The sequence below is a fragment of the Oceanibacterium hippocampi genome, assembly GCF_900172325.1.
Taxonomy (GTDB): domain Bacteria; phylum Pseudomonadota; class Alphaproteobacteria; order Sneathiellales; family Sneathiellaceae; genus Oceanibacterium; species Oceanibacterium hippocampi.
Map to the genome: position 1 here is coordinate 1 of NZ_FWFR01000010.1, position 13306 is coordinate 13306.

Here is a 13306-nt window from a genome sequence, read left to right on the forward strand (position 1 = left end):
GCGCCCGACTCGCGCCAGGGCAACAAGCTGTTCCCTGAACTCAGGCGGGTAAGGGTTCCTCGTTCTCGGCATGATGACACTCTCCTCTCACAACTCGGATTGTGTCCACGAAACCGGGGGAACTCCAAACAACCGCTTTGATCGATGATTTCTGTGTTGCTGCGAAAGATCGATGGCAGGATATTGGAGTGGCATTGTTGCAGCATGCAAAAGCAGAGCTGAACCGGCGGGGATTTGCCCAAGTTGTTGTGGTTTGTGCTAAGCAGGACTCGGCAAAATCTGCTTTCTTAAGCCAGGCAAACCTTTCTCTGGCTTCCACATGGTGGACGGCCGCAGTGTAGCGGTATCGTTGGAAATGTGGCCTTGGGACGTGCCCTCCCTTTTATGTTAAGCCAAACGTGCGGCGTCAGCTTTGTCGCGCGGGTTGAAGCTGTTCATGAGGGTGATGCGGATGAGGATCTCAGGGGTCTGGCAGTCTTGAGGCGTGGTGAAGACCACATTCTCCTCGATGCCCGGCTAGTCGATGGAGAACATCCTCGTCCGCGAGCACATCAACGTCACCTTCGCAGCCAGGGAGGAACGTCGCCCGGGCTGGCGAACGCTGGACGGCGCAGTGGTCGAGTGCGGCAGCTCCGATACGTCTACCTCGTCATCCCGCCGGACAAGATCGGGGCCTATGGTTCGGTTCTGCGCGTCATCCTTGGCCAGCATCTCGCCGAGGCGCTGCGCGTAGGGGCGGAGATCGAGACGGCGCTACCGGGTGCGGTCGTGGCTATTCACGCAGGACTTGGCGCAGTTGCGCGAGGTCTACCCCAGATGGGAGAGCCTGATCGCCAACTGGCGGTGCCAGATATATTTCCGGCCCAATAACCTTGGGACGGCGGACCACTTCGCCAGTCGCCTCGGCCGCCGCAAGCACACCTGGGGCGGCGAGGACTGGGCCGCCGCGCTCCGGCAGCCTATGGGCGGCAATTTCCGCAAGGACTGCATCACATTTGGCGATCCAGGCGAGGATGTACGAGCCGGTGTACGCCAATACGCCGCTCTTGGAGCGGCTCGGGGTGTCGATACCGGGCCAAAACTCCTGACCTGCTCCCCTGAGATGTTCCCGATTCTGGGTTAGCCTGTTCTCCGAAAAAGGAGACAGACGATGAAGAGAATCCGTTTCAGCGAAGCGCAGATCATTGGCATCCTGAAGGAACATCAGGCGGGCATGACGCCAGCTGAACTGTGCCGCAAGCACGGCATCTCTGATGCGACGTTCTACACCTGGCGCAAGAAGTACGGTGGCATGGAAGTCGCTGACGCCAAGCGGTTGAAGGCGCTCGAGGAAGAGAATGCGAAGCTGAAGAAGCTTCTGGCGGAGCAGATGATGGATGTATCGACGCTCCGCGAGATGCTGACAAAAAACTTCTGACGCCCGACTCCAGGAGGAAAGCCGTGAGTTGGGCAATCGAGATGAAGGACTATTCTCAGCGGCGGGCCTGTGCCCTGGTTGGCATTGCGCCGCGCGTCTTCCGTTACCAGTCGAGCCGGCTGGACGATGCCGGCCTTCGAGAGCGATTGCGTGAGCTGTCGTCGGAACGGCGGCGGCTCGGCTATCGGCGTCTGCACATCCTGCTGAAGCGGGAAGGCATCGCGGTGAACTGGAAGAAGCTCTAACGAATCTACAAGGAAGAGCGGCTGACAGTGCGCAAACGCGGCGGCCGCAAGCGAGCTTTGGGCACGCGAGCGCCGATGGCGGTCCCGCAGGATCCGAACCAGAGATGCAGCCTCAGCTTCGTGTCGGACACGCTGGTCGACGGCCGTCGGTTCTGCATCCTCTGCGTGATCGACGACTTCAGCCGGGAATGCCCGGCGACCGTGGTCGACACTTCGCTGTCGGGACACCGCGTCGCCCGCGAACTGGACCGGATCGCCGATATGCGGGGCTTCCCATGCATGGTGGTCAGCGACAACGGCACCGAGCTGACATCGAACGCCATGCTCACATGGCAGGAGGACCGTCAGGTCGAGTGGCACTACATCGCGCCAGGCAAACCGATGCAGAACGGCCTGGTGGAAAGCTTCAATGGCCGCCTGCGGGACGAATGCCTCAACGAGCACCTCTTCCCGAACCTGCGCCATGCCCGCCATTTGATTGCGGCATGGCGCGACGACTACAACAATCATCGCCCCCACACGAGCCTCGACGGGCTCACCCCGCGGGAGTATCACCAAAGGTCAAGAGAGGACCAAAACCTGAACAGCGCTAACCTATAAACGCGGACTCTCTGGGGAGCAGGTCAAAGCGAGGATCTATTGACATCTCGGTGAGCGAGGATCTTCGGTATCCAATCGCTAATTAGTCCGATTAAATACCACTCTACGGCGCAATGGCGTATACATCATCAAGGGTTCGTTCGGGGCAAGCCAAATACCAGGGAAACGTTCACGACAAGCCTTCTCAACAACTATTTGCATAACATTCAAAATAAATTACGCATCAGCCAATATTTAATTTCGCCACCTCTTACAGATAAATCTCTTCATAATACTTAGTTTTGAGTATTATTTGCAATATTACATTATTTTTATACAACACATTCTGCCCAATAAGAACAGTTAGGAATTCCTCCTTAATTTCGATATTTTTTTACCGTTTGCAGACCAACCAAGATGGCCTGAGGATCATGCCAGAAGCACTGACACATGCTGACCTGAAGGCCAAACAGCGTGCCCTTCGTAGCGGATTTCCCGAAAGCATGGGGCTGAGAGTACACCGGTCGATCAGCTGGATCGGGAGGGCCGAGGCGGCCCTGGACGACCATGACGCGCGATTTCTGTATCTCTGGATCGCCTTCAATGCGGCCTACGCGGACGAACGGGAACTCCAAGGCATCGCGGCCGGCGAGCGAGCGAGCTTCACTGGATACTTTTCGAGACTGGTCGGCCTCGATACCGATCACCGGATCTATCACGCCGTGTGGGAAAGCTTTTCCGGCCCGATCCGGATGCTGATGAAGAACCGGTATATTTTCAATCCGTTCTGGCAGCACCATAACGGGATCGACGGGTTCGAGGACTGGGAGGAACGGTTCCGGTCTTCCGCACGAAGCTTCAGGCATTGCCTGCAGCGAAGAGACAGCGCGCGGATCCTGAGCTTTGTCTTCGACAGGCTATACGTGCTCCGCAATCAGCTCGTTCATGGCGGCTCGACCTGGAACAGCTCGGTAAATCGCGACCAGGTCCGCGACGGCGCGGCGATCCTCGGCTTTCTCATGCCCGTTTTCGTGGATGTCATGATGGACAATCCGCACGAGGACTGGGGACGCCCCTTCTATCCAGTCGTGGAATAGGCAGAACGGGCTCCGCAACGGCGCCAACCTGCCCTGGAGACCAAGATCTCGGCCGGCCAGCTTCGACCGCCGAAGCCAATATGGCGCTTATTTCCGCCCGATCGCTTCGACCACCGACATCTCCGCGAGCGCGCAGAGCGCGTTGACCAGCGCCATGTCCTCGACTTTCGCGCAGCTCGCCTCGAGCAGGCGCGGCGATGCGAACACCAGCGCCAGCCCCTTGGCACGCGATATGGCGACGTTGATCCGGTTGAGCGAGAGCAGGAAGTCGAGCCCGCGAGGCATGTCGTCTGCCGAGGAGGACGTCATCGAGACCAGGCAGACCGGCGCCTCCTGCCCCTGGAACTTGTCTACCGTCCCGACCCTGACGGCTTCGGGCAACGCCGCGCGCAGCGCATTGACCTGCACATTGTAGGGGGCGACGACGATGATGTCGGTCGCGTCCAGGTCCCGGCTCGCGCCGTCGCGGTCGGTCCAGCGCCCGGCGAGCAGTTTCTCGATCGTGGCATGGATCGCCCCGATCTCTTCCGGCGCCATCTGGGCGTTCCCCTGATGCTCGACCGGAACGAAGTGCGCGCCCGCCGCAGGCAGGCCGGCAATGCCTGCCACACCCTGCCTTGCCGTATCCAGGTGGTTCTCCAAGCGACCTTCGTAGACCTGTCTCGAGATGAACCGGCAGACGTCCGGATGCATCCGGCGCGTGATCGGCAGGAAGATGCCGCGGTCCCGGGGAAAGGTCCGGTCCTCGCCCAGCATCCATTCGTGGCAGGACAGGTTCGCCGGATGGGGGTGCGCGCCCTGCACCACCTGCGGCAGTTGGCGCGGATCGCCGACCAGTACCAGGTTCCTGGCTGCCGTGGCGAGTGCCAGCGTGCTGGCCAGGCCGACCTGGCCCGCCTCATCGACGAACAGATAGTCGAAGGCCTGCTGATTCTCCGCTCGCGAGAAAAAGAAGACAGTGCCGCCGACGATACGGGCTTCGGCCAGCGCGTCGTCGTCATTCCGTGTCGCCCGTTCGACACGGCAGTTCTCCGGATAAGTATCCTCACTCAGCCTGTGGGCGATTCCGAAAGCGGGGTCATTCTCCCCGCACGCCTCGAGCACGCCCATGAGGACGTTCCGGATCGCCTCGTGACTGGTCGAGGAGACGCCGACGCGTTTGCCGTCGCGTACAAGCGCGAGGATCGCCCGCGCGCTGACATAGGTCTTGCCGGATCCGGGCGGTCCCTGGATCGGCAGGACCGTCTCGTCCATGTCGAACACGGCCTCGATCGTGCCTTCGACCGGTTCGCGGCCCTCTAGGATGTCGGCTCGATGGCCGGACCGGAAGCGTGGCGCCCGCCTGGACAGCAGATCGTCCAGGGCCCTGTAATGCTGTGCCTCGCACTGATCGGCGATGGCGTGACCGATCGCTGCGCGGATGCCATCCGTGTTGAGCGGCGGGCCGGGATGCAATGACGTCAGGTTCTCCAGGACCGTGGATTTTCCGCGGCCGACCTTCACGGTGACAAGGCGATCTTTCGGATCAAGAGCCGTGATGGTGGCCCCGACGATCCCATCCGCGACAGGAACCGTGGCGTTCTGGTTCCCGCCGGCGCGCAGCTTCGTCTCCTGCTCGGGGAAACGGAAGGTTCTCTCGAACGATCTGAGCACGGGTCGGATATCATCCACCGGTTCCAGGCCGCCCAGGCATTCCGTGTTGTCGATCAGCTCGTCGGTGTCCTGGGCCAGGCTGTCGAAGATCGACCACCAGACCGGCTTGTCCTCCCGCCGGTGGTACTGTGCCAGATCGAACAGCAGGGCCTGGCGATCCGGGGTCAGGCCGGCCTTGCGCAGCCTGCCGCGCAGCGCCTCCGCCTCGGCATCCTCCACCGCCTCCTGGTCGCCCCTCGATGCAGCGGGTTCGGGCCAGGGGCCCGGAAGCCGAACGCCGACCAGCCAGTCCCGCAGCTTCTCCGTCGAGATACAATCGATCCGGTTGTAGTCGAGGATCTCCTGCAATATTCCCTCGTCACCGGTTTCGCGCCAGGCCTCATAGGCGACGACCGAGCCACCCGCCGTCTTCACTTCACCGGCCCGCTCGATGCCGTAGAAGACCTCCATCGACTTGATCGAGTAGTTCCGCTCCGACGCGAGGATCCCGCCGCGTACGACCGCGAAAAGGTCCACGAACCGTCGTTCCCGCAACAGCCGGTCGAGAAACGCCTCGCCGATCCCGTATTTTGCCGTGAGACGCTTCAGCGCCGTGACCTCGTAAGGGGCGTAATGATAGATGCGGGCGCCCGGGGATTCCTCGATCCGCCGCCGGAACCAGGCGAGCAGGTCGCGAAGCGCGGCCGCTTCCGCCTCGTGATCATGCGCCCAGAACGGCGTGAAGGCGCCGTCCGCCCACAGGCCGTGCAGGTATTCGAGGCCGCCCTCGACATGCGGGTCCCCCTCGATATCGTAGAAGACGTCGCCGGGTTGCGGCTCGGGCAACAGGTCGAAGCCCTTGCCGGGCTGGCGGGGGCGCAACGCATGGGCCGGCTCGCCGGTCTTTCGGGCCTCCTGAAGCCGGGCTTGCGAGACGAGCCGCCCGAACGTCTCCTGGGCCATTCCCGGCACGCGGCCTTCCACCCGGGATAACGCGGCAAGTGTCGTGATGCCCGCCGCTTCCAGTCTGGCGATCTGCCGCCGCGTGATGTTGGCGACGTTCAGCAGGCTGTCCTCCACCTCCCACACGCTCTCGCAATGATGCGCCCAGCGGCAGAGGGCGCAGTCGGCGCATCGCATGGGTCGGGTTGCCGGGCGCTCGGCGGCGAAGCTCTCCAGCCGCTGTCGCGCCCGACGGGCATAGGCCGCGTAGTCCGCGAGGCGGAACGACGCCCTGCTCCCGTCACCGAGCTCGACATGCGCCTTCTCGGGCATCAGGCCCTGCATCTCGGCCAGGAGATCGGAATAGAGGACCAGTTGCAGCAGATGCTTCGGATGCGGCTTGCGCTTCAGCTTGGTGTCGGCCACTTCATAGCTGTAATCGCCGAGCGCGGACGGCCGATCCACCTTCTCGAGAAAGTCCGACCAGCCACCCCAGGCGCCGCCGGCAAGAGCACCCTGGAAGACGATGTCGGGGCCCGCGGTGAGCGCCTGCCGCGTTCGCTCAACCCCTTCGACGAGGGACAGGCCATCCCGGTCGACCTCCACGACACCCAGCCCCGCTGCCTTCAACGAGGCCAGGTGAGCCGCCTCATGCGCGTCACCGCGGGCCTGCAGAAGCCTCGCATCGTCGCTGACCTCGCCCGGCACCGGCCCGACGCCGTCCAGATGGTCCAGGTCGAGCGACGTCGCGTGCAGGCAGCCGGTGAAACGCATCAGGTCTGTCGCGGAAAACAAGAGCCTGCCGTCAATACGCTGCATCGTTGATACGTCCTGCTTGTTCTTTTTCAGGTGCCGGAACACATTCCATCGAGAATCCGACGCCGACCCCGACAGTTCCGCAGGTGCCATGAGTGCATCAGAGCATGTCGACGATACGCATTGCCGAGTCCACATCTTCGGGATAAGCACGGATGAGCGCGCCATGCTTGAAGCCGGGGATCTTGTGAAGGTTGCTGTTTCGGCCCCGCTTCGGCGGATACAATTCGTAATCGACTCCTGCGGCCTCAAGCTTTGACCGAAGCTCCGGCCTGTCAAGAAACCAGATCGGCTGTTTCGACGCACTCATCAAGTCGACAGCGAAGGCCGTCCCGCGCTTGTTGACAAAGGCGGCGATGTACTTCGTGGGGCCAGCGCGGCGCTCACACGGATGGGCGTCGACATCCGCCCGAGCAGATAATCGATCGATGATCGCATCGCGGATTAAGTTCCGCGGTTGAGAGCGAGACATAGCGGGGTTCTCCTTTCCTTATTGTCGGGGATCAGCGATCGCGCCGGAGGCTGAGCTCAAGGGCTTTCCCGACGAAAAGCGGGATGTCGAGATCCAGCGCTTTCGCGAGTTCGGCGGCTTTCTGCTGATCGAAAACATACTGCCCCGTGAACCACGCCTCGACATCCGCCGCCGGCCAATCGGATAGCGTTCCTGGTTCATCACTCTGCGTTTCCGACCGTAGCGCGCGGACGATGCGCCCAAGCTCGACCGCATCCGTCAGTCCGCTCAATCGCTCCCTGAGGACCGGGTCCTGCCCGGGTCGGTGCGGCGTTGCTCGAAAGCCGCGACGTCCCGAGAGCCACCGGCGCGCTTCGTCGAACGCGACGGCGACCGGCTTGGAGCCCGGAATCGCCGTAAGCGAGGCCGCGCCCTTTCCGGCGAGGGCGTTGCGCACCGCGCCCTCCGTCATGTTCGCCAGCAAGGCGAGCTCGCGCGTCGTGAAGTCGCTTCCACCCTCCTCCCATTCCAGCTTCCACCGCGCCATCACGGCATCCGCCACAGTCTGACAATAGCCGCCCGGGGTCATGAACCGATGCAACTCGGCACCGGAAGAGACCCCTCCGGCGCGGGGCGTGCCCAGCATGAAGACAATCAGGTCCTGAACCTCATGCTCACCCAATCCGCAAAGAACACTCGGTGTGAAGGCGAAGTCATAGCCACGCTCGAACGATCCCGCGATCGGGAAGCACGCCAGGTCGACACGCTCCGGGTCCATGTGGAGGTATTCGCCGTCTGCACCGCATGAGAAGCCGATGAATTTCTCGGCCGCTTCCTCGCCGCGGCCGAGCAGAATGTGGTCAGCCTCAAAAAGCAGGATGGTCTGAAGTTCCTGCTGCATCTCGATCTTTGTGAATTCCGGCATCTCTAGCTCCTAACGATACATTATATATACGCTTCATGTTTGCGTGAATTGATTTATAGACCCGCCAAGCGGTCGAGGCAACAAGAAAATTATATTTGCGCATAATTTTTGCGTCTTTCCTGACCTGGGACTCGCTAAACGCGTATCCGGCGGGGAATATCGATGACGACTCTCAGTGTTTCGCGAGTGAAACCCGCGGCGCTCGGAGCGAGCCAGGCGGCTCTTATGAATGACCGACGAACGCCCGGGGAAACGCCAGCGGATTGGGATGACTCTATCGTCGGCCATCCTCGAGAAGGTGGCCCTCAATGGGCACACATCTGTCACACCAATGCTGAAAAAGAGTGAGGCGGGCAAATCTATTTGCCGCCCAGGAATTACAGGGCGATATTTTGAAAAGAATCGCAACCATGAATCGTCTCCACCAAAATCTCGCTATATAGTGGAAAAAACAGTCCTCTGTTTACCTATTCGAGCGGGGAGGAGAACGATGCCGGACATGTACATGCGGCTGGACCCGATCTGCCGACGATGTGGCTGTCAAAGAGGTATCGCGGAGGCGTGTCACCGATGAACGCCGCCGGCGAGACAGCGGCGTTCGCCGAAAAGTTCGAGGCCCTTACCAGCTACGCGCCATTCGCCTGGCAGGTGCGGCTCTACCGGGATCATTTTTTGAACGGCGACATTCCTGCTGGTCTCGACATCGCGACCGGCCTCGGAAAGACCAAGGTCATGACGCTCTGGTACCTCGCACTAAAGGCCGGTGCCCAGCTCCCCAGGCGGCTCGTCTATGTCGTCGACAGGCGCGCGGTCGTCGACCAGGCGACAACCGAGGCGCAGCAACTGAAGCGCCATTCGGGCGATGACGGCCTGCGTATCAGCACACTTCGCGGGCAATATGCCGACAACAGGCGATGGCATGAGAGCCCGGCGGAGCCCGCGATCATCATCGGCACCGTAGACATGATCGGCTCACGCCTGCTCTTTTCCGGCTACGGCGTTTCGCGCCGCATGCGCCCCTATCAGGCCGGCCTCCTCGGCGCGGATACCCTCGTCGTTCTCGACGAAGCCCATCTCGTGCCGCCGTTCGAGCGGTTGCTCCGTCAGATCGAGGAGGGCGAGGGCCTGCGGGCGCGTGTGCCCGCCGACCGATCGATTGCGCCGCCATTCCGGTTGCTGCCGCTCTCGGCGACAGGGCGCGAGCAATCGACTTCGATGTTTCGGTTGGCCGACAGTGACCGGACAGATGACGCGGCGGTCGCGCAAAGGCTGAACGCCACGAAAAGGCTGTCATGCAGCCCGCGCGGCGAGCAGAAGCTTGAAGAATGCCTGGCGGAACAGGCGTGGCGGATCTCGACGACCGCCGGCAAGCCCGTCCGCGTTCTCGTCTATTGCAACGGTCGGGACATTGCCGGGAAGGTCCGAACGGCGATCGAGAAGCGAGCGAAATCCGAGAAGTGCAAGGCATCGACAGAATTGTTCGTTGGCGCCCGTCGCGTGCACGAACGTGAAGCGGCTCGAAAGGAGCTCGAAGAACTGGGTTTCTTCTCCGGCGATAATGCGCCGGCAGTGCCAGCGTTCGTGATCGCGACCTCGGCAGGAGAAGTCGGCGTCGATCTCGACGCCGATCACATGGTGATGGACCTCGTTCCCTTCGAACGCGTCGTGCAGCGTCTGGGGCGGGTGAACCGGCTCGGCAGCAAGGACGCACAGGTCATCGTCATCGGCGAAGACGAGCCTAAGCCGAAGAAACCCGAAACGCCGACACCGGACGAGCAGCGTGCCTCGATCGCATGGCGCGCACTCAAACTCCTGGAACAGCTCCCTGAGCGCCCGGACGGTACACGCGACGCAAGTCCTGCCGCTTTGGCTGAAACGAGGGACCGTGCCGGCCCGGCACAGATCGCCGCGGCGAGTACGCCAGCCCCGTTGCATCCGGCCCTCACCAGACCGCTCGTTGATGCCTGGTCGATGACAAGCCTGACCGAGCATACCGGTCAGCCCGAAGTGCAACCATGGCTCCGGGGCTGGATCGAGGAACTGCCGCAGTGCGCGCTCGTCTGGCGGAAGTACCTGCCGGTGCGCCCGACCGGGGACGTTCCGTCAGACAGGGAAGTCGCCGAATTTTTTGCGGCCGCGCCGCCGCATTTGACTGAACGGTTGGAAAACCGCGTGGATGTGGTCCGGGACTGGCTCGTAGATCGCACGAAGATATTCCTCCGGCGCAGTGCGCCCGTACCCGATGCGACCGGGGATAGCCACGTCGACGGTAGCCAGACAGCGCCCGGCGCCGACAGCGTCGTCCTGTTCGTGCTCGGCCATGCCGGCGAGGTCATCGAAACGTACAGCCCCAGACAACTTGCCCGCTTCGGAGCGTCCGCCGGGTCCAAGAAGAAACTCGCGAGGGCGATAACCAACAGCACGCTGGTCCTCGATGCTCAACTCGGCGGACTGGGTGAGGCCGGTCTCTTCGACGCGAACGTGACGGCACCTGCCTCGACGCCGGACACGGACCCTGAATGGGAGAAGACGACCGGCTTCCGGATACGGACCGCGACACCGGACAGCACTTCCGACGACCCGGACTGGCTGGAGGCGCATCGCTTCGATACCCTCCGATCGGCCGAGGATGAGCCGTTGCGTCAATTGCGCGTCGACATTTACCGCGACCGGAAGACCGACGAAGATCAACGATCGCTCACGCCTGGGCGGGCTCAGACACTCGCGGAGCATCAGGACTGGACTGCCAGAAAGGCAGAAGTACTGGCCGCCGGTCTCGGGCTTCCGCCCGAAATTGCCGATGCAATCGTTCTTGCCGCGGTCCTTCACGACGAGGGCAAGCGCGCGGAGATCTGGCAGCGGGCATTCAATGCCAAACGAGACGACATCTACGCCAAGACCAGGGGACCATTGAGGCTGCCGCTGCTCGGCGGCTACCGGCATGAATTCGGCTCGATCGCCCACGTGGAGCGGGACGCGCGCTTCCGCGCCCTCGATCCTGGGCTTCGGGACCTCGTGCTTCACCTGGTTGCTGCCCATCACGGCCGGGCTCGTCCGCTGATCGAAACGGACGGGGCCGATGGCCCGCCATCTGTCCTTGAAGCCCGCGCACGCGACATCGCGCTCCGCTTTGGCCGCCTGCAGGCACGCTTCGGCCCCTGGGGCCTCGCCTGGCTGGAGGCGATCCTGCGCGCCGCGGACCAGCAGGCCTCGCGGGACCTGGATGAGAGGGGGAACTAGATGGCCGAACATTCGATCCCAGTCGACCTCTTCAGTCCCGGCCAGGTCTTCGCCTGCCTCGGATTGATGGAAGCCGCGGACATCCTCCTCGGCGATGCCCGAGGTGCGTTCGACTGGGATAGCGAAGTAGCTGCCGCCTGCCGCTTCCGCCTGAGTGCCGCTGGCGACGATAATCCCGTGTCGGTCGTACTGCAGTTCCTGGCCCACGCCGAGGTGACGTCGATCGCGCCTGCAGGTTCCCGGAACGGGACCGAAAAATGGAAAATCGCGACGCAAGCGCTTGCCGTGGGCGCGCCGTTCCCCTGTCCCGACCCGCAAAGCCCGGCCACCCTGCCGACGCTTCTTCGTGCGGGAGAAAAACGTATCGTCATCGATCATTGGGCCGACACGACACGGCGCGACAACGTGAAATTCTGGGCTGGCGCCGGCGGCTATCCCGGTGCTGCCCTGACAATCGACGCACTGAACCTCGTTCGCGACCGGCTGGCCGACGCGATCTCGGACCCTTTCTCCGTTCCCGCGTCGCAGAGCAGCAGCTTCCGCTTCGACTGGCGTCGCGACTACGTGCCGATGGACGCCGGATTCTCACCGAACGACCACGGCAACATGACGATGGTCGGTTACCCGATCGTGGAATTGCTCGCCGCCATCGGCCTGACGAACGCGCGGCCGAAACGGCTGGCCAAACTCGACTACCGCTACGGCGTCATCGGCGCGGATGGCGCAGATCCGGCATTCGACCCCGTCTTCCTGCGCGCGGCACTCGGTTGCGCACCGCTGCCTTTCGCGCGCCGTACCTTTCGCATGCGGCTCGGCTGGCCGGGCCAGGAAAATCAGGCTCGCTGCATTCTCGACGTCACGGAGGAACCCGAACCATGACCGACACACTTTCAAACGACGACATCAACGTGTGGGCCGACGACCCGAATGGCCCCGTTGCCCTGTGCCTGAAACAGGCACTTGTCCCCGTCGAGGGCGAAGGCGGCGTCATCTTCCCGCCGACCTACGCCGATATCGGCTACAATATCGACACGCTCTCTGACGGCACAAGGGTGGCCACGATTGACAGCGTCGGCGCACAGGCCAACCGGATCGAGCCGATCTTCCGCCAGCCGCCCTATGCTGATCTCGTGCCCCAGATCGATATTGTCTACGGCAACGAGAAGACGCTCAGCATCATGGATGCCGGGCACCGGCTCGGAGATGCCCTGATCCGCTGCGTGGAGGCCGACAAGGCGACCGGCTTCGATCTGAGAAAGGCCGCTCAGGATGCATTCCAGGCCCTCCTGGATCGCAACGACGCGACCGAGATCGCGAAGCTCGCGCCGACGTCACTGGTTTTCGGCGCCTGGGACTCGCGCGACACGCAGGCGAAGTTGCCGCGCATCGTACAATCTGTCATCCGTGCCTGGGATGTCAGCGATCTGCACCGTTCGGCACAGTACAACCCGCCTATCGACTATGCCGCGCTCGATGTCTTCAGCGATGCCGAGAAGGAAAAGCAGGAAGGCAATCCCAAGAGCCCGCTGGCACAACGGGGCTTCGTGCACGTGCCCGCCGGCAAGTCGCACGGCGGCATCGTCGCCCGCGGCCCGATCAACCGCGATGTGACAGTCAACCTGGTCGCATTGAGGCGCCTCGGCGGCGACACGGCCGAGAAGCTGCGCCGCTATGTGCTCGGCCTCTCGCTCGTCGCTGCGGCCGCGCCGCTCGATCCCTTCCTGCGCCAAGGTTGCCTGCTGGTACCCGATACCAGATCGCCTGCCGAGTGGACGCTGGTCGCCCGGACGGGGGAGCGGCGGCCAATCGGCCTGTCGGAAGAGATCGCCTACTCCCATGCAAAGTCGGCCGCGTCGGATTTCGGCGTCGGCGAGTCACGCAGCCTGAGCTTTAGCAAGGCCCGCGCCCGGGAGGATGCCAAGAAGTCGGACAAGAAGGCCAAGACGGCCGCAGCGTGAGCAA

8 protein-coding genes and 1 pseudogene are annotated in these 13306 nt (G+C 62.7%); 6 read left to right on the top strand and 3 right to left on the bottom strand.

Going from position 1 to position 13306, the window contains the following annotated elements; translation table 11 throughout:
- The first annotated feature begins 760 nt into the window (after positions 1-760).
- The 3 genes and pseudogenes from OCH7691_RS23845 to OCH7691_RS22475 all read left to right on the top strand — a co-directional run bounded on the left by OCH7691_RS23845 (position 761) and on the right by OCH7691_RS22475 (position 3338).
- A complete protein-coding gene (locus OCH7691_RS23845) occupies positions 761-1123 on the top strand; it encodes a TraM recognition domain-containing protein (RefSeq protein ID WP_085885866.1) in 363 nt (120 codons plus the stop codon).
- A 27-nt stretch (positions 1124-1150) separates the two neighbouring features.
- Positions 1151-2262 (top strand): annotated as a pseudogene (locus tag OCH7691_RS22470) (IS3 family transposase).
- 482 nt (positions 2263-2744) lie between these two features.
- Complete coding sequence (locus OCH7691_RS22475) at positions 2745-3338, top strand: HEPN domain-containing protein (protein WP_139839877.1); 594 nt, start codon at positions 2745-2747, stop codon at positions 3336-3338.
- Between the two features lie 87 nt (positions 3339-3425).
- On the opposite strand, the gene OCH7691_RS22480 is transcribed toward OCH7691_RS22475, so the two are convergent.
- The 3 genes from OCH7691_RS22480 to OCH7691_RS22490 form a co-directional block, all read right to left on the bottom strand.
- Complete coding sequence (locus OCH7691_RS22480) at positions 3426-6731, bottom strand: TM0106 family RecB-like putative nuclease (RefSeq protein WP_085885883.1); 3306 nt, start codon at positions 6729-6731, stop codon at positions 3426-3428.
- A 97-nt stretch (positions 6732-6828) separates the two neighbouring features.
- Positions 6829-7200 (bottom strand): hypothetical protein, encoded by a 372-nt coding sequence (locus tag OCH7691_RS22485; protein ID WP_085885867.1) that lies wholly within the window; start codon positions 7198-7200, stop codon positions 6829-6831.
- A gap of 31 nt (positions 7201-7231) precedes the next feature.
- Entirely contained in the window at positions 7232-8104 is an 873-nt protein-coding gene (locus OCH7691_RS22490) for a hypothetical protein (RefSeq protein WP_085885868.1), read from the bottom strand.
- 570 nt (positions 8105-8674) lie between these two features.
- Between OCH7691_RS22490 and cas3g the strand changes: the two genes are divergently transcribed.
- Genes cas3g through cas7g form a run of 3 tightly spaced genes read left to right on the top strand, consistent with a single transcriptional unit; the run spans position 8675 to position 13302 of the window.
- Positions 8675-11344, top strand: a complete 2670-nt coding sequence (cas3g, locus tag OCH7691_RS22495; protein ID WP_176245215.1) for a type I-G CRISPR-associated helicase/endonuclease Cas3g — start codon at positions 8675-8677, stop codon at positions 11342-11344.
- Entirely contained in the window at positions 11345-12223 is an 879-nt protein-coding gene (cas8g2, locus tag OCH7691_RS22500; protein ID WP_085885870.1) for a type I-G CRISPR-associated protein Cas8g2, read from the top strand.
- On the top strand, positions 12220-13302 hold the full coding sequence (cas7g, locus tag OCH7691_RS22505) for a type I-G CRISPR-associated RAMP protein Csb1/Cas7g (RefSeq protein ID WP_085885871.1): 1083 nt from the start codon (positions 12220-12222) through the stop codon (positions 13300-13302). The genes cas8g2 and cas7g overlap by 4 nt, the downstream gene beginning before the upstream one ends.
- Positions 13303-13306 lie beyond the last annotated feature (4 nt).